Below are 25,256 nucleotides of genomic sequence, written 5' to 3' on the forward strand. Positions count from 1 at the left end.
GCCATGAGCACGCTCGCCGTCGACGCCGGCCGCCGCACGGTCGAGGTGGCCCGCGCCGAGAAGGTCCTCTTCCCGGCCGGGCCGGACGCCCCCGCCGTCACCAAGGCGGACCTGGCCGCGTACTACCGCGAGATCGCGCCCTACGCGGTGCCGCACCTCAAGGGCCGGCCGCTGATGCTGGAGATGCACCCCGACGGGATCGGCGGCCGGCCGCTGATGCGCAAGAACGTCCCCGCGCACTTCCCGGACTGGGTGCACCGGGCGGAACTGGCCAAGGAGGACGGCACGGTCTGCCACGTCCTCGCCGACGACGCGCCCACCCTCGTCTACCTCGCCGGGCAGGGCTGCACCACGCTGCACCGCTTCCTGTCCCGCGCGGACCGCCCGCGCCACCCCGATCTGATGGTCTTCGACCTCGACCCGGCCGGCGACGACTTCGCGCCGGTCCGCACCGCCGCGCTCCAGCTCGGCGAGCTGCTGGACGCGGTACGGCTGCCCTGGGCGCCGATGACCAGCGGCTCGCGCGGGCTGCACCTGGTCGTCCCGCTGGACCGCGGGTCGGACGTGGACGAGGTCCGCGAGCTGGCGCGGGCGATCGCGGAGACGCTGGCCGCTCGGCACCCGGACACGCTCACGACGAAGGCGCGCAAGGCCGAGCGCGGCGACCGGCTCTACCTCGACGTGATGCGCAACGGTTACGCGCAGACCGCGGTCGCGCCCTGGTCGGTGCGGGCGCTGCCCGGAGCGCCCGTGGCCGCGCCGCTGCCCCCCGACGCGCTCCACGACACTTCACTGCACCCCCGTGCCTTCACCGTGCGCGACGCCCTCGCCCACGCCCGCACCGAGCCCTGGGCGGGCCTCCTCCCGGCCCGCCACCCCCGCGGGCTGCGCGGGGCCCGCTCCCGCCTCGACGCTGTGCGCTGAGCAATCACCAGGCCCACCCCGGCGCGCGTGACGCTGGGCGCCGCGCCAGTCAGGGGCGCGGGGAACTGCTCCCCCAGACTCCGTCCGGGGGTGCCCCCGACAACCAGCCACGGCCGGTGGTCCTGGGGGCACCTTCCGGGCGAAGCTCTGGGGGAGGACCGGGCTGCCCCATCAGGGCGGTGGCTGCCTGCGGGCCGCAGGTGGGTTGCTCGCGCAGTTCCCCGCGCCCCTGAAAAACGGGCCGGCGTCCTGCGCCATGCTCACGCTGACGCGAACCGGGCGCCGCGCCTGTTGCGGCGCGACGCCCAGCGCGGAGCTGACGCAGGGGGTGACGGGGGAGCGTTCTCCCGTCAGCGGGACGCGGTCAATCGACGTTGGGGCCCGAGTGCCGCCGCGGCCGGGTGCGTTCCTTGCCGCCGCGCACTCCCGCGTCGCGGACCTCGTACGGCATCCGCCGCCGCCCGTCCCGTGGCATCTCGTCCGGTTGTGGCTCCCGCGACTCGTGCGTGCGCGGCCCCTCGTCCTGGTGCCCGGGCCCGTGATCGTCGGGCGCCCCGACATCGTGCTCCCGGCGCGTGGACCACGCGCCGGCCCGCGGCCGCCTGCCCTGCGGGATCGGCGGCTCCTTGCCCACCCGTCGCATCCCCACCCAGACGGCGGCGATGAGAACGATCACCACGACGATGCCCAGCACCAGCGGCCCGATGCTGCCCGCGCCACCGACCGCGACGTCCGCGGCCCGCGCTTCGTAGAGAGACATTCCAGCCACCTCCTTGATGGGCGGATGCCCGAGATCCGGCGGGGAACACGACCCGACGACCGGGAAAGCCCATGTCCTCCCATCTCCTCACGCACCGTGACGCCCAGCCACCCGCGGTAGGCCGTCCGGAGGACGTGAGGAGCGGGGCGGACCCACGCGACGAGAGGCGCGGCGATGACCAGCACACGCACCGCGAGCACGAGGACGAGCGCGCACGCGGGCGCCCGCACGGGCGGCGGTGGGGACGGCGGCGAGGGCCGCGACCAGCGCGGTGGAGACGGCGGCGAGGGCCACGGCCAGGGCGGCGGCGCGGGCGACAGCGGCACCCGCGGCGCCGTCGTCGCCGCGCTCGCCGCCAACCTGCTGATCGCCGCGGCCAAGACCGTCGCCGGCCTGTTCGCCGGCTCGCCGGCGATGCTCTCCGAGGCCGCGCACTCGGTCGCCGACAGCCTCAACGAAGTCTTCCTGCTCACCTCGCTGCGCCGCAGCCGCCGCCCCGCGGACAGCGACCACCCCTTCGGCTACGGCCAGGAGCGGTACTTCTGGTCACTGCTCGCGGCGGTCGGAATCTTCGTGCTCGGCGGCTGCTTCTCGCTCTACCAGGGCGTGCGGGCGCTGGGCGGCGGCGAGCACGAGACCACCGCCGGCTACATCGCGGGCCTCGCGGTGCTGGGCGTCGCGCTGCTCGCCGAGGGCGGCTCGCTGCTCAAGGCGGTGGTCCAGACCCGCCGCCGCGGATCCGCCGAGACCGATCCGGCGCTGCGCACGGTGCTCGCCGAGGACGGCACCGCGGTGATCGGCGTGCTGCTCGCCGCGACCGGCATGATCGTCCACATGACCACCGGCGACGCGGCCGGTGAGGCCGCGGCGTCGATGGCCATCGGCGTGCTGCTGATGGCCGTGGCCTTCGGACTCGGCCGCACCGCGCACCGGCGGCTGATCGGGGCCGCCGCCGACCCCCGGCTGCGCGACCGGATCGGCGAGCTGCTCGCCGAGCAGCCGGAGGTCGACACGGTCGAGGAGCTGCTCACCATGCGGCTCGGCCTCGACTCCACGCTGGTCGCCGCGCGGATCGACCTGGTGCCCGGCATGGACAGCGAACGCGTCGAGGAGGTCAGCCTGCGCATCCGGCACGCGATCCGGGACCGCTGGCCCACCGCGGACCGCGTCTTCCTCGACATCACCGACGCCCGCCACGAACGCGCCGCCCGCGCGGACCCCCCGCCCCACGCCGCACAAGAGGACAGCGCTCCCTGACCGCCGCCCCGCGGCAGACGGATACGCCACAGGGGCGCGGCACACCGCTCCCCGGCCTCCGTCCGGGAGGTACCCCCGGCCGCCACGACGGCGCATTGGGACGCCGCCGGCGAGCAGGCCATGGCCCGCGCGGTGCTCGACCTCCTGGACGGCCGCGGCGGCGGCCGGCAGGGACAGGGCCACGGCGGTGGCGCCGGCGGCTCCGTGCCGGGCCGGGATCACCGCTGGTGAGCGCCCACGGGGTTAGGCGACCCTGAGTAGCGGGCGCACGCGGCGTCCGGGATCATGACCTCATGCCGGTCCTGATAGCCGCGTGCGCCTTCGCGATGACCCTGGTCGGCGGCGTCGTCGCACAGCACATCGGGGACCGCCGCCACCTCGTGCTCGGCCTCGCCGCCGGACTGATGCTCGGCGTCGTCGGCTTCGACCTGCTGCCGGAGGCGCTGGAGAACGAGCCCCGGCACGTCTTCGGGGTGCCCGCCGCGCTGCTGACCTTCGTCCTCGGCTTCCTCGCCCTGCACGTGGTCGAGCGGTCGGTCGCCATCCACCGCGCCCACGAGGGCGAGTACGCCTCCCACACCCACGGCCACTCCCACGCGCACGACCCGGTCAAAGGCGTCGGGCTGGCCGCCGCGGCGGCGCTGGTCGGGCACAGCGTGATGGACGGCTTCGCGATCGGCGCGGCCTTCCAGGCCGGCGACACCGTCGGCGTGGTCGTCGCCATCGCGGTCGTCGCGCACGACTTCGCCGACGGCTTCAACACCTACACGATCACCCGGCTGTACGGGAACGGCCGCCGCCGCGCCCAGATCCTGCTCGGCGCGGACGCGCTGGCGCCGGTGGTGGGCGCGGCCGTCACGCTCGCCTTCACCATCCCGTCCGGGGCGCTCGGCGCCTACCTCGGCTTCTTCGCCGGGTTCCTGCTCTACCTCGCCACGTCCGACATCCTGCCCGAGGCGCACAGCCCGCACCCGTCGAAGACCACCCTGATGTGCACGGTGGCCGGGGTGGCGCTCATGTGGCTGGTGATCGGTCTCGCTGACTCTTGATCTTCGGCGGGGTGGTCGCCGCCTTGGTCACGTCGGCGACCAGCTCCACCAGGTCCGAGCCGTACGCCTGGGAGTTGACCACCTTCAGCAGCAGGCAGAAGGTGCCGTCCAGGCCGTGCTTGCGGGCCAGCCTGGTGTGGTGCCTGGCCAGGTAGCGGACCGCCGCCTGGTTGGCGATGCCGCGCTGGCCGGAGGAGAGGAAGACCGGGCGCTCGTTGCCGGACTCGCGGGCCGAGGCCAGGCGGGCCAGCAGCACGTACTCCACCGAGCCCTTCTCCATCCGGTAGGTCTCGCCGCCGACGGCGATCGCGCCCTGCTCGGGACCGGGCGCGGCCTCGGTGTTGATCTCGACGCCCGGCAGCATCGACCGCAGGTGCGCGGCCAGCCGCAGGTTCGCCACCGGGCCGCCGATGCAGAACTCGGTGCGGGCGCCGAAGCCCTGCCAGGCGGTGTCGTGCGCGAGGACCTCCGCGTGCGCGCCGCACTCCTTGATCACCGCGGCCAGCTCCAGCAGCGCGAACGCGTCGTGCCGGGCCAGGCTCCAGCCGCGCGCGCCGGGGTCGCGCGGCACCACCAGCAGGCACTCGGACTCCTTGGGCAGCCCGAAGAACTTCTGCTTGCGGTCCAGCCGGCGCCCCCATATGTAGGTGCGGAGGAACCAGCCCAGACCCGCGCCTATGACCAGGGCCGCGAGGCCGATGACGAGGTTGCGCGCGTCGTCGCTCATGGCGCGGCATCGTAGCGGTGTTCGACCCGCGCCGCCTCCATGCCTCCGGGCGGGCGACGGCCGTCCGGGCGCCGTGTGACGTCCGGATGACGCCGCGCCCCGTGCTCCTGACGGGGCCGCAGTGGTGAAGTTACGCTGCCGGGACGGTCGTTGACCGGTCGTCGACGCGGATCTGGAGGCTTCGCCCATGGGCAACCAGCACACGCCACCACTCGGGCACACGCGGGCAGCCGAGCGCACCCGAACAGCCGGGCCCACGCAGCGGTCCGAACACACCCAGCCGGCCGGGCCCGTGCGGGCGCCCGGCCGCACGCGCGCACCACGCCGCCGCGCGGTGCGCGCCGTGGCCGCCCTCGCCGTGGCGGCGGCGGTCGGCGCGCTCACCGCGGCGGCGCCCGCCGGCCACCGCGCCCCGCCCGGCGCTCCGGCCGCCGCCGACCGCAGCCCGCTCGCGGTCGGCTACGGCGGGGCCGTCGCCAGCGTCGACCCCGACGCCACCGCCGCCGGCATCGAGGTGCTGCGCCGCGGCGGCAACGCGGTGGACGCCGCGGTCGCCACCGCCGCCGCGCTCGGCGTCACCGAGCCGTACTCCTCCGGGATCGGCGGGGGCGGCTACTTCGTCTACTACGACGCCCGCAAGCACCAGGTGTTCACCCTCGACGGCCGGGAGACCGCGCCGCACAGCGCCACCGACCAGCTGTTCGTGGAGAACGGACAGCCGCTGGCCTTCGCCGACGCCGTCACCAGCGGACGCAGCGTCGGCGTGCCCGGCACCGCGGCCACCTGGCAGACCGCGCTGGACGCCTGGGGCACCCGCCCGCTGAAGGACGTGCTGAAGCCCGCGGAGAAGATCGCCCGCGACGGCTTCACCGTGGACGCCACCTTCAACTCCCAGACCGCGAGCAACCTCGACCGGTTCAAGGACTTCCCCGACACCGCCGCGCTGTTCCTGCCCGGCGGGCAGCCGCCCGCGGTCGGCTCCACCTTCCGCAACCCGCAACTCCTGCGCACCTACCAGGAGCTGGGCGCCAAGGGCATCGGCGCGATCTACCACGGCGACATCGGCGCCGACATCGTGCGGACCGTCCGCAAGCCCCCGGTCGACCCCGCGGCCACCCGCGTGGTGCGCAGCGGCGACCTGACGGCCGCCGACCTCGCCGCGTACCGGGTCAAGAAGCAGGCGCCCACCCACACCACCTACCGCGGCCTGGACGTCTACGGGCCCGCGCCGTCGTCCTCCGGCGGCACCACCGTCGCCGAGGCGCTGAACATCCTGGAGCACACCGACCTGGCCGACGCCAGCCAGACGCAGTACCTGCACCACTACATCGAGGCCAGCAGGATCGCCTTCGCCGACCGCGGCCGCTGGGTCGGCGACCCGGCCTTCGAGGACGTGCCGACCGCTGGGCTCACCTCCAAGTCCTTCGCTGCCTCCCGGGCCTGCCTGATCAAGGACGACGCGGTCCTCACCAGCCCGCTGCCGCCCGGCGACCCCGCGCACCCGGCGCCCTGCGGCGCCGCCGGCCGGGCCGCCCCGACCACCTACGAGGGCGACAACACCACGCACCTGACGGTCGCCGACAAGTGGGGCGACGTGGTCGCGTACACCCTGACCATCGAGCAGACCGGCGGCAGCGCCATCACCGTGCCCGGGCGCGGCTTCCTGCTCAACAACGAGCTGACCGACTTCTCCTTCGTGCCGGCCTCGCCGGGCGTGCCCGACCCGAACCTGCCGGGACCGGGCAAGCGCCCGCGCTCCTCGATCTCCCCGACCATCGTGCTGAAGAACGGCCACGTCGACTTCGCGATCGGCTCGCCGGGCGGCGCGACGATCATCACCACGGTGCTCCAGGTGCTCACCGAGCACGTCGACCGGGGGCTGCCGCTGGTCGACGCGATCGCCGCGCCGCGCGCCAGCCAGCGCAACGCCGCCACCACCGAGCTGGAACCCGCCCTGTGGGACAGCCCGCTGAAGGCGGACCTGGAGGCGCTCGGCCACCACTTCACGCAGAACCCGGAGATCGGCGCGGCCACCGGCGTCCAACGGCTGCCGGACGGCCGCTGGCTGGCCGCGGCGGAGAAGGTGCGCCGCGGCGGCGGCGCCGCGGAGGTGGTCCGCCCCTCCTGAGCGGCGACGACGGGCGTGCCGACCGGCACCCGCCGAACGGGTCGCGACCGGGCGAAACGGAAACGTCTTCGCCCGGTAACGACCGCGCTCTTGCCACAGTGGTGACTGCGCTTCTACGTTCGTCCCACGGCGGGGATCTACGTGCGTAGAACCGGCGTGACGTCTCGTCAGAGGAGCTGCTCATGAGCAACGTCGTGCGTGCCGCGCTGGTCCAGGCCACCTGGACCGGCGACACGGAGTCGATGATCGCCAAGCACGAGGAGCACGCCCGCGCGGCGGCCGCCCAGGGCGCCCGGGTGATCGGTTTCCAGGAGGTGTTCAACGCCCCCTACTTCTGCCAGGTCCAGGAGGCCGAGCACTACCGCTGGGCCGAGCCGGTGCCGGACGGCCCGACGGTCCGCCGGATGCAGGCCCTGGCGAAGGAGACCGGCATGGTGATCGTCGTGCCGGTCTTCGAGATCGAGCAGTCCGGCTTCTACTACAACACCGCGGCCGTCATCGACGCCGACGGCTCCTTCCTCGGCAAGTACCGCAAGCACCACATCCCGCAGGTCAAGGGCTTCTGGGAGAAGTACTACTTCAAACCCGGCAACCTCGGCTGGCCGGTCTTCGACACCGCGGTCGGCCGCATCGGCGTCTACATCTGCTACGACCGGCACTTCCCCGAGGGCTGGCGCGCGCTGGGCCTGGCCGGCGCGCAGCTGGTCTACAACCCCTCGGCCACCAGCCGCGGCCTGTCGGCCTACCTGTGGAAGCTGGAGCAGCCCGCCGCGGCCGTCGCCAACGAGTACTTCATCGCCGCGATCAACCGGGTCGGCCGCGAGCCCTACGGCGACAACGACTTCTACGGCACCAGCTACTTCGTCGACCCGCGCGGCCAGTTCGTCGACGGCACCGCCTCCGACGACAAGGAGGAACTGTTGGTGCGCGACCTGGACTTCGGCCTGATCGAGGAGGTCCGGCAGACCTGGGCGTTCTACCGCGACCGCCGTCCCGACGCGTACGGCGACCTGACGGAGGCGTGAGCAGATGACCGCACCCACCGACCGCCACGCCGCCCTGCACGCCCGGCACCGCGCCGTGCTGCCCGACTGGCTGGCCACCTACTACGCCCGGCCGATCGAGCTGACGCACGGCGAGGGCCGGTACGTCTGGGACGCCGAGGGCACCCGCTACCTGGACTTCTTCGGCGGCATCCTCACCACGATGACCGCGCACGCGCTGCCCGAGGTCACCGCGGCGATCACCGAGCAGGCCGGGAAGATCCTGCACAGCTCCACGCTCTACCTCAGCAGCCAGGCCGTGGAGCTGGCCGAGCGGATCGCCCGGCTGTCCGGCATCCCCGACGCCCGGGTCTTCTTCACCACCTCCGGCACCGAGGCCAACGACACCGCGCTGCTGCTGGCCACCGCCTACCGCGGCTCCAACCAGGTGCTGGCGCTGCGCAACAGCTACCACGGCCGCTCCTTCACCTCGATCGGCGTCACCGGCAACACCTCCTGGTCGCCGACCAGCCTGTCCCCGCTGCAGACGCTGTACGTGCACGGCGGGGTGCGCACCCGCGGGCCGTTCGCGCACCTGAGCGACGAGGAGTTCACCGCGGCCTGCGTGGCCGACCTGGAGGACGTGCTCGGCCAGGCCGGCGGCACCGTCGCGGCCCTGATCGCCGAGCCGATCCAGGGCGTCGGCGGCTTCACCTCCGGGCCGGACGGGTTGCTGGCGGCGTTCAAGCAGGTGCTCGACCGGCACGGCATCCTGTGGATCACCGACGAGGTGCAGACCGGCTGGGGCCGCACCGGCGACCACTTCTGGGGCTGGCAGGCGCACGCCCAGGCCGGTCCGCCGGACGTGCTGACCTTCGCCAAGGGCATCGGCAACGGCATGTCCATGGGCGGCGTGGTGGCCCGCGCCGAGGTGATGAACTGCCTGACCGCCAACTCCATCTCCACCTTCGGCGGCAGCCCGATCACCACCGCGGGCGCGCTCGCCAACCTCGGCTACCTGGTCGACCACGATCTGCAGGGCAACGCCCGAAGGGTCGGCGGGCTGCTCAGGTCCCGGCTCGAAGCCCTGGCCGCCGGCAGCGGCATCGTGCGCGAGGTGCGCGGCCGCGGCCTGATGCTCGGCGTCGAACTCGTCGAGCCCGGCGGCGACACCCCGTCCGCGACCGCGGCGAGCCTGGTGCTGGAGGCCGCCCGCGAGCACGGCCTGCTGATCGGCAAGGGCGGCCGGGCCGGCAACAGCCTGCGCGTCGCACCGCCGCTGACGCTGACCGTCAGCGAGGCCGAGGAGGGCGCGGAGGCGCTCGGCGCCGCACTGAAGCAGGCGGAGTCCGCGATGGAAGGAGCGACCGCCGTATGAGCACCCCGTCTTCCGGCGGCGCCGCGGCCCGCACCATCGTCCGCGGCGGCCTGGTGATCACCGCCAGCGACGAGACGCACGCCGACGTCCTGATCGAGGGCGGCCGGATCGCCGCGCTCGCCGCGCACGACAGCGACGCCGCCGCGGCCTGGACCGCCGGCGCCGTCATCGACGCCACCGGCAAGTACGTCGTCCCGGGCGGCGTCGACGCGCACACCCACATGCAGATGCCCTTCGGCGGCACCACCGCCTCCGACACCTTCGAGACCGGCACCCGCGCCGCGGCCTGGGGCGGCACCACCACCATCGTGGACTTCGCCATCCAGAGCGTCGGCGCGAGCCTGCGCGCCGGGCTCGACGCCTGGCACGCCAAGGCCGACGGGCAGTGCGCCGTCGACTACGGCTTCCACATGATCGTCTCCGACGTCACCGAGCACACGCTCAAGGAGATGGACGTCCTGGTCGAGGAGGGCGTCACCAGCTTCAAGATGTTCATGGCCTACCCCGGCGTCTTCTACAGCGACGACGGCAAGATCCTCCAGGCCATGCAGCGCGCCTCCGGCAACGGCGGCCTGGTGATGATGCACGCCGAGAACGGCATCGCCATCGACGTCCTGGTCCGGCAGGCGCTCGCCGCGGGGAAGACCGACCCGCGCCACCACGGCGAGGTGCGGCACGCGCTGCTGGAGGCCGAGGCCACCCACCGCGCGATCCAGCTCGCCCGGGTCGCCGGCTCCCCGCTGTACGTGGTGCACGTCTCCGCCGAGCAGGCCGTGGCCGAGCTGGCCGCCGCCCGCGACCTGGGCCTGCCGGTGTTCGGCGAGACGTGTCCGCAGTACCTGTTCCTGTCCACCGACGACCTGGCCGCGCCGGACTTCGAGGGCGCCAAGTACGTGTGCAGCACCCCGCTGCGCCCGCGCGAGCACCAGGCCGCGCTCTGGCGGGCGCTGCGCACCGACGACCTCCAGGTGGTCTCCACCGACCACTGCCCGTTCTGCTTCAAGGGCCAGAAGGACATGGGCGTCGGCGACTTCTCCAAGATCCCCAACGGCCTGCCCGGGGTGGAGAACCGGATGGACCTGCTGCACCAGGCCGTGGTCGACGGCCGCATCAGCCGCCGCCGCTGGATCGAGATCGCCTGCGCCGCGCCCGCCCGGATGTTCGGCCTCTACCCGCGCAAGGGCACCCTCGCGCCGGGCGCCGACGCCGACGTGGTGGTCTACGACCCGCACGCCGAGCAGACGCTGTCGGCCGCGACCCACCACATGAACGTCGACTACAGCGCGTACGAGGGCCGCCGGATCACCGGCCGGGTGGAGACCGTGCTCTCGCGCGGCGTCCCGGTCGTCGACCGCGGCTCCTACGTCGGACGCGCCGGACACGGCAGCTATGTGCCCCGGGCCACCTGCGGCTACCTCGACTGAACGCTGCGATCTCTAAGGAACGCGCCATGGACTTCGGCCTCGTCCTGCAGACCGATCCGCCCGCCTGGCAGGTGGTCGACCTGATGCGCCGCGCGGAGGCCAACGGCTTCAGCCACGGCTGGACCTTCGACTCCACCGTGCTGTGGCAGGAGCCGTACGTCATCCACAGCCGCATCCTGGAACACACCGAGCGACTGGTGGTCGGCCCGATGGTCACCAACCCCGGCACCCGCGCCTGGGAGGTCACCGCCTCCACCTTCGCGACCCTCAACTCGATGTACGGCAACCGCACCGTCTGCGGCATCGGCCGCGGCGACTCGGCGATGCGGGTGGCCGGCCGGCCGCCGAACACCCTCGCCAGACTCGGCCGGGCGATCACCGCCGTCCGCGACCTCGCCGAGGGCCGCGAAGCGGTGGTCGACGGCACCACGATGCGGCTGCCCTGGGTGGTCGACGGCCGGCTGCCGGTGTGGATGGCGGCCTACGGGCCCAAGGCGCTGGCGATGGCCGGCGAGCTGGCCGACGGCTTCATCCTGCAACTCGCCGACGTCTTCCTCACCGAGCGGATGGTCAAGGCGGTGCGCACCGCCGCCGAGCAGGCCGGCCGCGACCCCGCCTCGGTGACCGTCTGCGTCGCCGCGCCCGCGTACGTCACCCCGGACGACACGCCCGAAGCCCTCGCACACGCCCGGGAGCAGTGCCGCTGGTTCGGCGGCATGGTCGGCAACCACGTCGCCGACCTGGTCGCGCGCTACGGCGAGCACTCCGCGCTGGTCCCCGAGGAGCTGACCGCGTACATCGCGCGCCGGCAGGGCTACGACTACGCCCACCACGGACGGACCGGCAACCCCGACACCGCCTTCGTCCCCGACGAGATTGTGGACCGCTTCTGCCTGATCGGCCCGCCGTCGGCGCACGTCGCCAAGCTCGCCGCGCTGCGCGACCTCGGCGTCGACCAGTTCGCCGTGTACGCCATGCACGACGCCAAGGAGGCCGTCGTCGACGCCTACGGCACGCACGTCATCCCCGCCCTGAACGGTCCGGGCGCGTCCGCGAGCGGCCCGGCCGCATCCGCGGACGGCCCCGGCACGTCCCCGAACGGTCCGCGTACGAGCTGACCCCGCCCGAGACGAGGTGTGCCCATGGCCATAGCCGCGCAGGCGGACGACCGCTTCGACCTCCCCGCCGACGCCGATCCGCCCACCGGCGACTACGCCAACCCCGACCTGCTGCCCGTGCCGCTGGCCCGGCGCACCTGGACCACCTACAACTTCACCGCGCTGTGGATCGGGATGGCGCACAACATCCCGTCCTGGACACTGGCCTCCGGGCTGGTCGCGCTCGGCATGGACTGGAAGCAGGCCGTGCTGACCATCGCGCTGGCCAACCTGATCGTGCTGGCGCCGATGCTGCTCACCGGGCACGCCGGACCCAAGTACGGCATCCCCTTCCCGGTGCTGGCCCGCGCCTCCTTCGGACTGCGCGGCGCCAACCTGCCCGCGCTGGTGCGGGCGCTGGTCGCCTGCTGCTGGTTCGGCATCCAGACCTGGATCGGCGGCCAGGGCGTCTTCGTGCTGCTCGACCGCGTGCTGCCCGGCGACTGGGCCGGCCGCGGCCACGTCGGCGGCTACCCGTGGCCGCTGTGGCTGTGCTTCCTGCTGTTCTGGGCGCTGGAACTGGCGATCATCGCCCGCGGCATGCAGACCCTGCGCCGCTTCGAGAACTGGGCCGCGCCCTTCGTGCTGGTCGGCGCGGTGGTGCTGCTGGTCTGGATCTCGGTCAAGGCCGGCGGCCTCGGCCCGCTGCTCGACCAGCCCTCCCAGCTCGGCTGGGGCCAACACTTCTGGAAGGTCTTCTTCCCGGCCCTGATGGGCATGATCGGCTTCTGGTCGACGCTCTCCCTCAACATCCCGGACTTCACCCGATTCGGCGCCGGCCAGCGCGCCCAGGCGTGGGGCCAGTCGCTGGGCCTGCCCACCACGATGACCGCCTTCGCGCTGCTGTCGGTGCTCGTCACCTCCGGCGCCCAGGCCGTCTACGGCGCCGAGGACACCACCTTGTGGGACCCGGTCGCGCTCAGCGCCAAGAGCGACAGCACGATCGGCCTGCTCTACGCGCTGCTGACCGTGCTGGTCGCCACCGTCTCGGTCAACATCGCCGCGAACGTGGTCTCGCCCGCCTACGACCTGTCGCACCTCGCGCCGAAGCTGGTGAACTTCCGCACCGGCGCGCTGATCACCGGCGTGATCGGCGTGCTGATGTTCCCGTGGAAGCTGATCTCCACCCCGGAGATCTACATCTACACCTGGCTCGGCGTGGTCGGCGGCGTGCTCGGCACCGTCGCGGGCGTCCTGATCGCCGACTACTGGCTGGTGCGCCGCACCGTGCTGCACCTGGGCGAGCTGTACGACCCGGCGGGCCGCTACTGGTACCGCGGCGGCTGGAACTGGCGCGCGGTCACGGCCTTCGTCGTCGGCGGCGTACTGGCGGTCGGCGGCTCCTACTCCGCGCCCGGCGCCGGACCCTTCCCGCGGCACGGCCTGATCCCGTTCCTCAAACCGCTGGCCGACTACGGCTGGGCGGTGGGCCTGGCCTCCGCGCTCCTGCTGCACCTGCTGCTGACGCGCACCGCACGGCCGGCCGCGGCGGGCGTCTGATTGGATGGCGGCATGGGGAACGAGGGGACTGCGGTGACGGATCAGGTCGCGGTCCGCGGCGGCTCGGCCGCCGCGGCCGGCACGCTGCCCTGCGGCGTGCCCGAGGAGGTGTCCGGGCACATGTCCGAGCAGGCGTCCGGGGACGGGCCCGGGTACCCGGACGGGCGGTCCGGGCAGCTGCCCGGCCGGTCCGCGCGCCCGTCCTCGGGCCTGTCTGCGGACCCGTCCTCGGGCCTGTCCGCGGACCCGTCTGCGGATCTGTCCTCGGGCCTGTCCGCGGATCTGTCCGACGAGCGGCTCGACGATCTGCTCGCCGCGGTCGAGCAGATCGTCCGCGAGGTCGCCGACGCCGAAGTCCTGCCCCGCTGGCGGCGGTTGGCCGACGCCGACATCGCGGTCAAGAACGGGCCGCACGACCTGGTGACCACCGCCGACCGGCGGGCGGAGGAACGCCTGACCGAGCGGCTCACCGCGCTGCTGCCCGGCTCCGTCGTCGTCGGCGAGGAGGCGGTCAGCGCCGACCCCGCCGTGCTGGACCGGCTGCGCGGCGACGCCCCGGTGTGGGTGGTCGACCCGGTCGACGGCACCGCCGCGTTCGTGCGCGGCGAGGACGGCTTCGCCACGCTGGTCGCGCTGGTGGCCGGCGGCGAGCCGCTCGCGTCCTGGACCTACGCGCCGCGCCGCGGCTGGTTCGCCACCGCGCGGCGCGGCGGCGGCGCGCACCTGGACGGCCGCCCCCTGCGGACCGCGGACGAGGACCGGCCGCTGCGGCTGTGGACCTCCAACCCGGTCTTCCGCACCGGCCGCGAACGCGCCCTGCTGGCGCGGCTGGAGGACTCCGGCGCGGTCTGTGCGCCGTGCACCTGCGCGGGCCTGGCCTACCTGGACGTGGCGCGCGGGGTGTCCGACGGGGTCGCCTTCTTCTGGGAGCTGCCCTGGGACCACGCCGCCGGGCTGCTGCTGGTCGCCGAGGCGGGCGGCGCGGACCGCACGCTGGCCGGCGCGCCGTTCCGCGTCGCCGGCGGCAACGAACTGCCGTTCACCGCGGCCCGGGACGCGGCGACCGCCGCGCGGATCGTCGCGGTGCTGCACGGCGGCGAGGACGGCGCCCGGTCGGCCGCCGGGCGGCCCGCGGGGCCGGCGGGGGCGGAGGAGAACGGGGTCCGCGCGGTGGCGCGGGCGGACGGGGAGCCGGCGGCCGGGCCGTCGGACGCGGAGCACGAGCCGGCGGGACAGCCGTCGGACGCGGACGGGGGTGGACGGCGGTGAGCCGTGCGGTGGTGGCCGACGCGGTCGTGGTCGGCGCGGGTCCCAACGGCCTGACGGCCGCGGCCGAACTGGCCAGGGCGGGCCTGTCGGTCCGGGTGTACGAGGCCGCGGACACCGTCGGCGGCGGCGCCCGCACCGAGGAGCTGACGCTGCCGGGCTTCCGGCACGACCCGTGCTCGGCGGTGCACCCCTTCGGCATCGGCTCGCCGGCCTTCCGCGCGCTGCCGCTGGCCCGGCACGGCCTGGAGTGGCTGCAGCCGGAGATCCCGATGGCGCACCCGTTCCCCGACGGCACCGCCGCGGTGCTCGCGCGCACGGTGGGGGAGACCGCCGCCTCGCTCGGCCCGCGCGACGCCGTCGTGTACCGCAAGCTGCTCACGCCGTACTCCGGGCACTGGAACGCCGTCGCCGCGGACTTCTTCCGGCCGCCGTGGTCGGGGCTGCCGCGCGACCCGTACCGCTTCGTGCGGTTCGGACTGACCGGCACGCCGCCGGTGGCGCTGCTGGCCAAGCGGTTCCACGGCGCCAAGGGGCGGGCGCTGTTCGCGGGCCTGGCCGGGCACGCGATCTCCAAGCTGAACGAGCCGTTCACCGGCGCGATGGCGATGCTGTTCGCGCTGGCCGCGCACGAGCGGGGCTGGCCGGTGGCCCGCGGCGGCTCGCAGGCCATCTCCGACGCGCTGGCCGGCTACCTGCGCGAGCTGGGCGGCGAGATCACCACCGGCGTGACCGTGCGCAAGCTCGACGAGCTCCCGCCGGCCAGGGCGTACGTCTTCGACACCTCGCCGACCGCGCTGGCCCGCATCGCCGCGCTCGGCGACGCCTACCGCGGCTACCGCTACGGCCCCTCGGTGTTCAAGATCGACTACGCGCTGGACGGCCCGGTGCCGTGGACCGCGCCGCAGGCCCGCCGGGCCGGCACCGTGCACGTCGGCCCCACGTACACCGAGATCGGCGACGCGCTGAACCGCGCGGTGACCGGACGGCCGCCGCAGACGCCGTTCCTGATCACCGCCCAGCCCAGCGTGGTCGACCCGTCCCGGGCGCCCGCGGGCAAGCACGTCTTCTGGGCGTACGCGCATGTGCCGCACGGCTGGCACGGCGATGCCACGGACGCGGTGGAGCGCCAGATCGAGCGGTTCGCGCCCGGCTTCCGCGACCTGGTGCTGGCCCGGGCCGTCACCGGACCGGCGGAGCTGGCCGCCCGCAACGCCAACTACGTCGGCGGCGACATCGCGTGCGGCGCGTTCGCCGGGCTCCAGACGGTGCTGCGGCCGCGGCTGGCCGCGATCCCGTACGCCACCCGGCGACCCGGCGTCTTCCTGTGCTCCTCGGCGACCCCGCCGGGACCCGGCGTGCACGGCATGAGCGGCCACAACGCGGCGCTCGCGGTGCTGCGCCACCTGCGCCGCACCGCCGCCCCGGCCCTGCGCGGCTAGCCGCTCCCGGCCGGGCGGCTTGCTGCTCCCGGCCGGGCGGGCTTGCTGCTCAAGCCCGCCCCGGCCCCGCCCGCGGAAAAAACTTCGGGAAATCTCCCGGACGGATGTCGAGAACGCGGCGTGTGCTCCGTCCCCGGGGTGGAACGCGACCACAATGGGCGGCCGCACCGCACCGAGGAGGCAACCACCATGGCCAAGTACCTGCTGCTCAAGCACTACCGCGGCGCACCGGAGCACGTGAACAACGTGCCGATGGACCGGTGGACCCCGCAGGAGGTCACCGCGCACATCCAGTACATGCGCGACTTCGCGGCCAAGCTGGAGGGCACCGGGGAGTTCGTCGACGCGCAGGCGCTCGCGCCCGAGGGCGCCTGGGTGCGCTACGACGGCGAGGGCCGGCCGCCGGTCACCGACGGGCCGTTCGCCGAGACGAAGGACCTGATCGCCGGGTGGATGGTGATCGACGTCGACTCCTACGAGCGGGCGCTGGAGTTGGCCGCCGAGCTGTCGGCGGTGCCGGGGCCAGCAGCAGGCCGATCCACGAGTGGCTGGAGCTGCGGCCGTTCATGGCCGAGCCGCCGACGATCACGGAGTGACGGTGTCGATGGAACCGGTCGACGGGCCGCTGCTGCGCAGCCTCACGCCCGGTGTGCTCGCGATCCTCGTCCGCCGCGGAGCCGACTTCGCGGCGGCCGAGGACGCGGTGCAGGACGCCCTGGTCGAGGCGGTCCGGGTGTGGCCGGCCGATCCGCCGCGGGACCCCAAGGGCTGGCTGGTCACCGTGGCGTGGCGCCGGTTCCTCGACCAGGCGCGGGCCGACGCGGCCCGCCGCCGGCGCGAGGACCTCGTGGAGGAGGAGCCGGCGCCCGGGCCCGCGCCGACCTCCGACGACACCCTCCAGCTGTACTTCCTGTGCGCCCACCCCTCGCTCAGCCCGTCGTCGGCGGTCGCGCTCACCCTGCGCGCCGTCGGCGGCCTCACCACCCGGCAGATCGCCCGCGCCTACCTGGTGCCCGAGGCGACCATGGCCCAGCGGATCAGCCGGGCCAAGCGCACGGTCTCCGGCGTGCGCTTCGACCGGCCCGGCGACGTGGCGACCGTGCTGCGCGTGCTCTACCTGGTCTTCAACGAGGGCTACTCCGGCGACATCGACCTCGCCGCCGAGGCGATCCGGCTCACCCGGCAGCTCGCGGCGGCGGTCGACCACCCCGAGGTGTCCGGCCTGCTCGCCCTGATGCTGCTGCACCACGCCCGGCGCGCGGGCCGGACCGCGCCGGACGGCAGCCTGGTGCCGCTCGCCGAGCAGGACCGCACACGGTGGGACACCCGCGCTATCGCCGAGGGCGTCGGCATCCTCCAGGCTGCCCTGGCCCGCGACCGGCTCGGCGAGTTCCAGGCCCAGGCCGCGGTCGCGGCGCTGCACGCGGACGCGCCCACCGCCGCGGAGACCGACTGGGTGCAGATCGTCGAGTGGTACGACGAACTGCTGCGGTTCACCGACAGCCCGGTGGTCCGGCTCAACCGCGCGGTGGCCGTGGGCGAGGCGGACGGCCCCCGCGCGGGCCTGGCGGCGCTGGCCGCGCTCGACCCGGCGCTGCCCCGGCACACCGCGGCGGCGGCCTACCTCCACGAACGCGACGGCGACCTCGCGCTCGCCGCCCGCCTGTACGCCGAGGCGGCGGCCAAGGCGCTCACCGTCCCCGAGCGCGACCACCTGACCCGCCAGGCCGCCCGCCTGAACACCACCCGCGCGGCCCGGGAGGGCTAGGACGGCCTCGGCGCACCGGCCGCGAGCGACGCCGGCCCGGCTCGGGCCGGCCCGGCGCTCAGGGGGTCATGCAGACGACGAAGGCGGTCACGGACCGGGTCACGCTGTCGGTGTTCTTCACACCGACGACCCAGCCGTCGCTTCCTCCGTAGGAACCGATGAAGTACGGGTCGCCGCTCTGGGCCCCGCCGCCGATGGCGCCCCCGCCGCCGGTGCTCACCATTCCCGCGGGGCAGGACGCGCTCGCCGTTCCGTACCGGCCGGGCCCCACCGAGACGTCCGTGCCCCAGTAACGCCCCACGGACGCGCGCGGCGCGCGGGTCGCGCCGTGCCCGCCGGCGTCGTCGTCCTGCGCGACGGCGAGTGTGGCCCCGCTCGTGGCGAGGACCGCCACGGCCACCAGGACGGACATCCTCGAACGCTTCATCTTCATGCCGGCCTCGCGCTTTCCGGTGACGGTGGATCGACGCGTGAACGTCGTGTCCGCGGTGTTCCCCGCCCGTCGGCGGGGGTTCCGCGGGGTCACCGGGCCGGCTGAAGCAGAACCGATTCCCCGCCGGGCGAAAGGGTGAGGGGGCGGCGACGGCGGCGCCGTGTCGTGCGGTGGGCCGCGCGCTTGTCACGGCGTGGGCGGGGACCTAGGCTTACTCGGCAGTAAACTTACTTCGGAGTAAGGATGGTTACGGCATGGCCGCGGTGGACGATCTGGACCTGGAGACGCTGGACTTCGCCTCGGTGGAGCCGAAGGAGTTTGCGCGGATCGTCAAGGGGCTGAGCGCCCGGCGCATCGAGGAGTTCATGCGCGGGCCGCAGCGCCGGCGGGTCCTGGACGAGGTGTTCGGGCGGATGCACACCCTCTTCAAGCCCGAGGCCGCCGGCAGCCGCGACGCCCTGATCCGCTGGCGGATCACCGAGGCGGACGGCGAGCCCGGCGACGTCTACGAGACGCACATCGCGGGCGGCGCGTGCACGGTCACCCCGGAGCGCACCGGCCGCACCCCGCAGCTCAGCCTCACGATGGGCGCGCCGGAGTTCCTCAAGCTGGTCTCCGGCAACGCCTCGGGGCCCACCCTCTTCTTCACCCGCAAGCTCAAGGTCAAGGGCGACATCCGGCTGGCCGGCGGGCTCACCTACTTCTTCGACATCCCGAAGGCCTGACGCGGCCTACCGCGGCGGGAGCCGCTCACCGGGGGCCAGGCCGTTGACCAGCTCCGCCGTGCCCGAGCCGGATTCCAGCGCGGCCAGCGCGGCGCGGACGCCGCGCGCGGCGACGGGATGGAGGTAGTCGTCCAGGGCGTCGACGGCCACCAGCTCCCAGGAGTCCAGCTCCTCCTCCTGCAACCGGATCGCGTCGAACTGCGCGGGGGTGAGGACCCCGCCGTCGTAGAGGTAGCGGGCCAGCGCGGGCCGGCCGGGCCCGGTGATCCAGTCGACGGCGAGCAGCGCCCCCGGTTCGAGGTCCAGCCCGATCTCCTCCAGCGTCTCGCGGCGCGCGGCCTCCCGCGGCGACTCGCCCGCGTCGGACTCGATCGTGCCGCCCGGCAGCGTCCACGTGCCGTCGTCGCGGTAGTTCGGCTCGACCAGGAGCACCCGGCCGTCGGCGGAGCGGAACAGCGTGTTCGCGCCCGCGATGATCTTGGGAAGCCCTGCGATGTAGGTGGCGAAGTCGGTGGTCATGCCGCCCAACTTACGGCCGGCGGCCCGTGACGGGTGAACCGGCGGCGGGATAGGGTCGCGGACGGCGCGACGTTCGGGATCGTCATCGGGAGAGATTGCGTGTCGGACGCTGCAACGAGAGCACATCAGGATCCGGACCCGGCGGCAGCGGCGGAACCGCTCACGGCACGGCATGGGCGGCTGCCGCGGGTGCTGATCGCCGCGGACAAGTTCAAGGGCTCGCTGACCGCGGCCGAGGTCGCCGAGCACGTCGCGGCGGGCCTGCGAGCCGTCGTGCCCGCCGTGTCGGTCACCGCGCTGCCGGTCGCCGACGGCGGCGACGGCACGGTCGAGGCGGCCGTCGCGGGCGGCTTCGAGCGCCGCGCGGTCCGCGTGACCGGCCCGCTCGGCGAGCCGGTGGACGCCGCGTACGCGCTGCGCGGGACGACCGCGGTGGTCGAGATGGCCGAGGCGTCGGGTCTGCGGCGGCTGCCGCCGGGCGTGTTCGCGCCGCTGAGCGCGACCACGTACGGCACCGGGGAACTGCTGCGGGCCGCCCTGGACGCGGGCGCGCGCACGATCGTGCTCGGCGTCGGCGGCAGCGCCACCACCGACGGCGGCGCGGGCATGCTCTGCGCGCTCGGCGCCCGCCTGCTGGACGCCAAGGGCGCGCCCGTCGCGCCCGGCGGCGGCGCGCTGGCCGCGCTGGCCTCCGCGGACCTGTCGGGTCTCGACCCGCGGCTCGCGCGGGCCGAGGTGGTCCTGGCCGGCGACGTGGACAACCCGCTGCTCGGTCCGAAGGGCGCAGCGGCGGTCTACGGCCCGCAGAAGGGCGCCTCGCCGGCGGACGTGGCCGCGCTGGACGCGGCGCTGACCCGCTACGCCGAGGTGCTCGGCGACCGGGAGGCCGCGCGGACGCCCGGCGCGGGCGCGGCCGGCGGCATCGGCTACGGCGCCCTGGTCGGGCTCGGCGCGCGGTTCCGCTCCGGGATCGAGGTGATGCTCGACGTGCTCGGCTTCGAGGCGGCGCTCGCGCACGCCGACCTGGTGATCACCGGCGAGGGCTCCCTCGACGCGCAGACCCTGCACGGCAAGGCCCCGGCCGGCGTCGCGGCGGCGGCCCGGGCCCGCGGCGTCCCCGTCGTCGCGGTCTGCGGCCGCCTCGCGCTGTCCGCCGCCGAACTCGCCGCGGCGGGCATCGGCGCGGCCTATCCGCTCTCCGCCCTCGAACCCGACCCGGCCCGCTCCATCCCCGGCGCCGGGCCCCTCCTCACCGAGGTCGCCGCCACCGTGGCCCGCGCCCACCTGGCCTGACGCTCAGCGGGCGAACTTCTCGATCGCCTGCGGGGTGACCGGGGTGAAGAAGTTGACCAGGTTGCCGTCCGGGTCGCGCACCAGGAGGGAGCGGTTGCCCCAGGGCATCGTCGTCGGACCGGCGACGACGTCCGTGACGACGCCGGCCAGGTCCTGGTGGACGCGGTCCACGTCGTCCACCAGGAACTCGGTGATCACGCTGTGGTTCTCCGCCGGGCGGGCGGAACCGGGGGCGAACAGCGGGACCGTGCGGGTGCCGGCGATCGCCAGCGTGGCGCCGCCGATCCTCAGTTCGGCGAAGTCCTCGGTGGCCCAGGCCGCCCGCGCGCCCGTGGCCCGTTCGTAGAACGCGACCAGGCGCGCCACGTCGCCGGTGATGACGCGGATCGAGACGAAATCCATGGGAATCTCCTCGGCTGTGCTGGAGCGTGCGGTTCCGCACGCGTCGTGCCCTGTGCTCACGCGTCGGTGTACGCGTTCATGCACCCTTGCTCCGCAGGCTAGGGGAGATAGGGGACAGAACCGGTCCGGTATTCGGGTTAGGCTGCGCGCATGTCCCGTCCGACCGGTCGCGTGCTGACCCTCCTGGAGCTGCTGCAGTCCGGCGGCACCAGGACCGTCGCCGAGCTCGCCGACCGGCTCGGCGTCGAGGGGCGGACGGTGCGGCGGTACGTGGACCAGCTGCTCGACCTGGGTGTGCCGGTGGAGTCGGTGCGCGGCCGCTACGGCGGCTACCGGCTCGCCCCCGGCTACCGCCTGCCCCCGCTGATGCTCGACGACGAGGAGGCGCTGGCCGTCCTGCTGGGCCTGGCCGCCGGACGCCAGGCGGGGCCGGCCACGCAGTCCACGGCGAGCGAGACCGCCTCGGCGAAGATCAGACGCGTCCTCCCGGGGCACCTCGCCCGCCGGCTCGACGCGCTCCTGGAGTCCCTCGCCTTCACCGACCGGCCCGACGAGACGGCCGCCCCGGACGCCGGGGTGCTGCTCACCCTCGCCGACGCGGTCCGCCACCGCCGGCCGGTCTCGATCCGCTACACCGACCGCGACGGCCGGCGCAGCGACCGCACCCTGCATCCGTACGGGGTGGTCGCCCACGCGGGCCGGTGGTACGTCACGGGCGCGGACGCCGCGATCGGCGAGGACCGGACCTTCCGGCTGGACCGCGTCGCCGACGCGCGCACGCTGCCCGGCTCGTTCGAGGCGCCCGGCGGTCCCGATCCGGCGCAGCGCCTGCTGACCGGGTTCGCCACGGCCGACTACCGGCACTGGGTGACCCTGCGCGTCCACGGCACGGCCGACCGGATCCGCGCCCGCCTCCCGGCGAGCGTCGCGGTCCTGGAGGAGCTGGACGGGTCCTGGCTGCGCGTCGAGCTGCGGGCGCAGCGGCTCGACTGGCTGCCGCCGGTGCTCGCCTCGCTGGACCTGCCCTTCGTCGTCGAACGCCCCGACGAACTCCGCGACCTGGTCGCGGCGTTCGCCGACCGCCTCGCGGCCTACGCCAGGCAGACCTGAGCGGGGCCGGGCCCGGACGGGCCCGGCCCCGGCACCAGGAGGAAGAGCGGGAAGGAAAGAGAGAAGAGCGGGAAGGAAAGAGAGCGGGCGAGCCTCAGCGCGCGGCGGCGCGGGACTCGCGGCGCGCGGCGCGGAAGGTGCTGACCCGCCGCGTCGTGGCGAAGCAGGGGATCGTCGCCGCCGCGGTGCACTGGAGCGCGCAGCCCGCCTGGAGGAGCTGGTGGCCGCCGGGCACGCCCAGCGACCACGCGGCCAGGCAGCCCATGCTGACCAGCGTCCAGCAGAAGGTGACCAGCGCGAGGCGCCCGCGCGGCTTGGGGTACTCCACGCGGCTCACCATGAGCCAGGCGACGCCCAGGATCGCCAGTACGGTCGGCAGGAACGGCAGCTCCAGCAGGACCAGCGAGACCACGGTCATCGCGCCGAAGGGGCTGGGCATGCCCTGGAAGACGCCGTCCCGCAGCGTGGTGCAGGAGAACCGGGCCAGCCGGAGCACCACCGCGAGCACCACGAGCACCGCGGCCACCGCGGCGATCTTGCCGTGCGCGTTCTGGGTCACGATGCCCCAGACGATCACGAAGTAGGCCGGGGCGAGGCCGAAGCTGATCAGGTCGGAGAGGTTGTCCAGCTCCGCGCCCATCGCCGAGCTGCGCAGCTTGCGCGCCACCAGGCCGTCGAACAGGTCGAAGACCGACGCCATCAGCATCAGCGTGACGGCGTTGGCCGCGCTGTTCTTGGACATCGCGCCGTCGCCGTCGCCCATCAGGTGCGGCACCAGCACGCCGGTGGTGGTGAAGTACACGGCCATGAAGCCGCAGATCGCGTTGCCCAGGGTGAGCGCGTCGGCGATGGACAGGCGGGTGGACAGCGGGAGGTCGGAGACCTCCTCCTCCAGCTCGCTGACCCAGTTCGACCGGCCGCCCTGGTTCGGGTGCGTCGTGTCCGGCTCAAGCACGGTCAAGGCGTGTCACCCCAGCCGTGGTGGTCTGCCCGACCTCGACCGCGGGCTCGACGCCCTCCGGCAGGTAGACGTCGACGCGCGAGCCGAACCGGATCAGCCCGATCCGGTCGCCCTGCTCGACCTTGCAGCCCCGCGGCACGTACGGCACGATCCGGCGGGCCACCGCGCCGGCGATCTGGACCACCTCGACGTCGCCGATCTCGGTGTCGAAGTGCCAGACCACCCGCTCGTTGTGCTCGCTCTCCTTGTTGAAGGCCGGGACGAAGCCGCCGGGGACGTGCTCGACGGAGGTGATCGTGCCGGCCAGCGGCGCCCGGTTGACGTGCACGTTCAGCGGGCTCATGAAGATCGCCACGCGGGTGCGCCCGTCCTTCCACGGCATCACGCTCTGCACCACGCCGTCGGCCGGGGAGATCACCCGGCCCTCCGCGATCTCCCGCTCGGGGTCGCGGAAGAACCACAGCATGCCGGCCGCGAGCGCGGTGGCCGGGACGGCCACCGCCGCCCAGCGCCCGGAGCGGCGTGCCTTGGCCAGGCTCACCGCCGCGGTGGCGACGGTCGGCAGGAGCCACGGCGACGCTCCGCGCGCCAGGCGCACACCGGCAAGCCTGTCGCGACGTGCAGAGGAATTGCTGTGGGGCATGGATGACCTTCGTAGCGGAGGGTGCCGCGAGATGTTTCGGGGGACGGCGGCTTTGGTCGATGGTATCGGCTGGGACGGGCAACTCGGCAAGCTCACGGGCGAGTCGATGGCCGGTTCCGATGCCTGGGACCATGACGGAGTGTGACGTTCGCCTCGAAAAATCACCTGACATATCGGGGCGAACCCGGATATTCAGTCCTGGAGTCGATATTCCTCCAGCAGCCTGCGTCCGATGATCATTTTCTGGATCTCGGCGGTCCCCTCGCCGATCAGCAGCATCGGCGCCTCGCGGTAGAGCCGCTCGATCTCGTACTCCTTGGAGAAGCCGTAGCCGCCGTGGATGCGGAAGGCGTCCTCGACCACCTCCTTGCAGAACTCCGAGGCCAGGTACTTCGCCATGCCGGCCTCCAGGTCGCCCCGCTCGCCGGAGTCCTTCGTGCGCGCGGCGCTGACCATCATCTGGTGGGCCGCCTCCACCTTGGTGGCCATCTCGGCCAGCTTGAACTGGATCGCCTGGTGCTGCGCGATGGGCTTGCCGAAGGTCTGCCGCTGCTGTGCGTAACCGATGCCCAGCTCGAAGGCGCGCCGCGCGACCCCGCAGCCGCGGGCCGCGACGTTCACCCGGCCGACCTCGACGCCGTCCATCATCTGGTAGAAACCGCGCCCGGTGGCCCCGCCGAGCACCCGGTCGGCGGGGACCCGCACGCCGTCCAGGACCAGTTCGGTGGTGTCGACGCCCTTGTAGCCCATCTTCTCGATCTTGCCGGGCACGGTCAGCCCCGGCACCGCGGGATTCGCGCCGAAGCCCGGCTCCTTCTCGATCAGGAACGTGGACATCGACCGGTGCGCGGGGGCGTCCTGCGGCTGCCCCTCGTCGGTCCGGCACAGCACCGCCACCAGGTTGGAGGAGCCGCCGTTGGTCAGCCACATCTTCTGGCCGTCGATGACGTACGCGTCGCCGTCGCGCACCGCCCGGGTGCGGATCGCCGAGACGTCCGAGCCGAGGCCCGGCTCCGACATCGAGAACGCGCCGCGCACCTCGCCGGTGGCCATCCGCGGCAGGAAGTGCTCCTTCTGCTCCTGGGTGCCGTGCTGCCTGAGCATGTACGCCACGATGAAGTGGGTGTTGATGATGCCCGACACGCTCATCCAGCCGCGGGCGATCTCCTCCACGGCCAGCGCGTAGGTCAGCAGCGACTCGCCGAGCCCGCCGTACTCCTCGGGGATCATCAGGCCGAAGACGCCGAGGTCCTTGAGCCCCTCGACGATCTGCGTGGGGTACTCGTCGCGGTGCTCCAGCTCGGTGGCGACCGGCAGGATCTCCTTGTCGACGAAGGAGCGCACGGTCGCCAGGATCTCCCGCTGGACGTCGGTCAGCCCCTCGGTACGCGCCAGGCGGTCGGCCAT

Annotated in this window: 21 protein-coding genes and 3 pseudogenes; 16 read left to right on the forward strand and 8 right to left on the reverse strand. The window is 74.0% G+C overall.

Annotated features, from left to right (window positions below; all coding sequences use genetic code 11):
* Positions 1-3 precede the first annotated feature (3 nt).
* Positions 4-924, forward strand: a complete 921-nt coding sequence (locus VSR01_RS32055; protein WP_326452495.1) for a DNA polymerase domain-containing protein — start codon at positions 4-6, stop codon at positions 922-924.
* Between the two features lie 364 nt (positions 925-1,288).
* Here the strand turns inward: VSR01_RS32055 and VSR01_RS32060 are convergent, their stop codons facing one another.
* Positions 1,289-1,684, reverse strand: coding sequence for a DUF6479 family protein (locus tag VSR01_RS32060; protein ID WP_326452496.1), 396 nt, complete (start codon positions 1,682-1,684; stop codon positions 1,289-1,291).
* A gap of 174 nt (positions 1,685-1,858) precedes the next feature.
* On the opposite strand from VSR01_RS32060, the gene VSR01_RS32065 reads away from it, so the two are divergent.
* Both VSR01_RS32065 and VSR01_RS32070 read left to right on the forward strand, forming a co-directional pair.
* On the forward strand, positions 1,859-2,941 hold the full coding sequence (locus VSR01_RS32065; protein ID WP_326452497.1) for a cation diffusion facilitator family transporter: 1,083 nt from the start codon (positions 1,859-1,861) through the stop codon (positions 2,939-2,941).
* A 293-nt stretch (positions 2,942-3,234) separates the two neighbouring features.
* A complete protein-coding gene (locus tag VSR01_RS32070) occupies positions 3,235-3,990 on the forward strand; it encodes a ZIP family metal transporter (RefSeq protein ID WP_326452498.1) in 756 nt (251 codons plus the stop codon).
* On the opposite strand, the gene VSR01_RS32075 is transcribed toward VSR01_RS32070, so the two are convergent.
* A complete protein-coding gene (locus VSR01_RS32075) occupies positions 3,956-4,717 on the reverse strand; it encodes a hypothetical protein (protein WP_326452499.1) in 762 nt (253 codons plus the stop codon). The genes VSR01_RS32070 and VSR01_RS32075 overlap by 35 nt on opposite strands.
* Before the next feature lie 334 nt (positions 4,718-5,051).
* On the opposite strand from VSR01_RS32075, the gene ggt reads away from it, so the two are divergent.
* The 10 genes and pseudogenes from ggt to VSR01_RS32125 all read left to right on the forward strand — a co-directional run bounded on the left by ggt (position 5,052) and on the right by VSR01_RS32125 (position 17,763).
* On the forward strand, positions 5,052-6,845 hold the full coding sequence (ggt, locus tag VSR01_RS32080) for a gamma-glutamyltransferase (protein WP_442785731.1): 1,794 nt from the start codon (positions 5,052-5,054) through the stop codon (positions 6,843-6,845).
* A 182-nt stretch (positions 6,846-7,027) separates the two neighbouring features.
* Positions 7,028-7,870: a nitrilase-related carbon-nitrogen hydrolase gene (locus VSR01_RS32085; RefSeq protein ID WP_326452501.1), complete on the forward strand. Its 843-nt coding sequence runs from the start codon at positions 7,028-7,030 to the stop codon at positions 7,868-7,870.
* 4 nt (positions 7,871-7,874) lie between these two features.
* Positions 7,875-9,206 (forward strand): aspartate aminotransferase family protein, encoded by a 1,332-nt coding sequence (locus VSR01_RS32090; protein ID WP_326452502.1) that lies wholly within the window; start codon positions 7,875-7,877, stop codon positions 9,204-9,206.
* Entirely contained in the window at positions 9,203-10,630 is a 1,428-nt protein-coding gene (hydA, locus tag VSR01_RS32095) for a dihydropyrimidinase (protein WP_326452503.1), read from the forward strand. The genes VSR01_RS32090 and hydA overlap by 4 nt, the downstream gene beginning before the upstream one ends.
* Before the next feature lie 26 nt (positions 10,631-10,656).
* A pseudogene (locus VSR01_RS32100) lies at positions 10,657-11,667 on the forward strand (TIGR03842 family LLM class F420-dependent oxidoreductase); the annotation flags it as partial.
* A gap of 105 nt (positions 11,668-11,772) precedes the next feature.
* Entirely contained in the window at positions 11,773-13,287 is a 1,515-nt protein-coding gene (locus tag VSR01_RS32105) for an NCS1 family nucleobase:cation symporter-1 (RefSeq protein ID WP_326452504.1), read from the forward strand.
* A 270-nt stretch (positions 13,288-13,557) separates the two neighbouring features.
* A pseudogene (locus tag VSR01_RS32110) lies at positions 13,558-14,385 on the forward strand (inositol monophosphatase family protein); the annotation flags it as partial.
* Positions 14,386-14,567: 182 nt separating this feature from the next.
* Positions 14,568-15,995 (forward strand): phytoene desaturase family protein, encoded by a 1,428-nt coding sequence (locus VSR01_RS32115; RefSeq protein ID WP_326453938.1) that lies wholly within the window; start codon positions 14,568-14,570, stop codon positions 15,993-15,995.
* A gap of 189 nt (positions 15,996-16,184) precedes the next feature.
* A pseudogene (locus VSR01_RS32120) lies at positions 16,185-16,591 on the forward strand (YciI family protein).
* A gap of 8 nt (positions 16,592-16,599) precedes the next feature.
* On the forward strand, positions 16,600-17,763 hold the full coding sequence (locus tag VSR01_RS32125) for an RNA polymerase sigma factor (protein ID WP_326453939.1): 1,164 nt from the start codon (positions 16,600-16,602) through the stop codon (positions 17,761-17,763).
* A 58-nt stretch (positions 17,764-17,821) separates the two neighbouring features.
* On the opposite strand, the gene VSR01_RS32130 is transcribed toward VSR01_RS32125, so the two are convergent.
* Complete coding sequence (locus VSR01_RS32130; protein ID WP_326452505.1) at positions 17,822-18,196, reverse strand: hypothetical protein; 375 nt, start codon at positions 18,194-18,196, stop codon at positions 17,822-17,824.
* Between the two features lie 254 nt (positions 18,197-18,450).
* On the opposite strand from VSR01_RS32130, the gene VSR01_RS32135 reads away from it, so the two are divergent.
* Entirely contained in the window at positions 18,451-18,921 is a 471-nt protein-coding gene (locus VSR01_RS32135) for an SCP2 sterol-binding domain-containing protein (protein ID WP_326452506.1), read from the forward strand.
* A 6-nt stretch (positions 18,922-18,927) separates the two neighbouring features.
* Here VSR01_RS32135 and VSR01_RS32140 read toward each other — a convergent pair whose 3' ends face one another.
* Entirely contained in the window at positions 18,928-19,440 is a 513-nt protein-coding gene (locus VSR01_RS32140; protein ID WP_326452507.1) for an NUDIX hydrolase, read from the reverse strand.
* A gap of 189 nt (positions 19,441-19,629) precedes the next feature.
* Between VSR01_RS32140 and VSR01_RS32145 the strand changes: the two genes are divergently transcribed.
* Positions 19,630-20,733 carry a glycerate kinase gene (locus VSR01_RS32145; RefSeq protein ID WP_326452508.1) on the forward strand — a complete coding sequence of 368 codons (1,104 nt, stop codon included), beginning with the start codon at positions 19,630-19,632 and terminating at the stop codon, positions 20,731-20,733.
* A gap of 3 nt (positions 20,734-20,736) precedes the next feature.
* Here the strand turns inward: VSR01_RS32145 and VSR01_RS32150 are convergent, their stop codons facing one another.
* Positions 20,737-21,135 (reverse strand): VOC family protein, encoded by a 399-nt coding sequence (locus VSR01_RS32150; protein ID WP_326452509.1) that lies wholly within the window; start codon positions 21,133-21,135, stop codon positions 20,737-20,739.
* A 150-nt stretch (positions 21,136-21,285) separates the two neighbouring features.
* Here VSR01_RS32150 and VSR01_RS32155 point away from each other — a divergent pair, with 150 nt between their 5' ends.
* Entirely contained in the window at positions 21,286-22,245 is a 960-nt protein-coding gene (locus VSR01_RS32155) for a helix-turn-helix transcriptional regulator (protein WP_326452510.1), read from the forward strand.
* Between the two features lie 94 nt (positions 22,246-22,339).
* Here the strand turns inward: VSR01_RS32155 and pssA are convergent, their stop codons facing one another.
* From pssA to VSR01_RS32170, 3 genes are all read right to left on the reverse strand, one after another.
* On the reverse strand, positions 22,340-23,206 hold the full coding sequence (pssA, locus tag VSR01_RS32160) for a CDP-diacylglycerol--serine O-phosphatidyltransferase (RefSeq protein ID WP_326452511.1): 867 nt from the start codon (positions 23,204-23,206) through the stop codon (positions 22,340-22,342).
* On the reverse strand, positions 23,193-23,849 hold the full coding sequence (locus tag VSR01_RS32165; RefSeq protein WP_326452512.1) for a phosphatidylserine decarboxylase: 657 nt from the start codon (positions 23,847-23,849) through the stop codon (positions 23,193-23,195). Before VSR01_RS32165 ends, pssA begins: the two co-directional genes overlap by 14 nt.
* Before the next feature lie 192 nt (positions 23,850-24,041).
* Positions 24,042-25,256 (reverse strand): acyl-CoA dehydrogenase family protein, encoded by a 1,215-nt coding sequence (locus VSR01_RS32170; RefSeq protein WP_326452513.1) that lies wholly within the window; start codon positions 25,254-25,256, stop codon positions 24,042-24,044.

Source organism: Actinacidiphila sp. DG2A-62 (assembly GCF_035825295.1).
Taxonomy (GTDB): domain Bacteria; phylum Actinomycetota; class Actinomycetes; order Streptomycetales; family Streptomycetaceae; genus Actinacidiphila.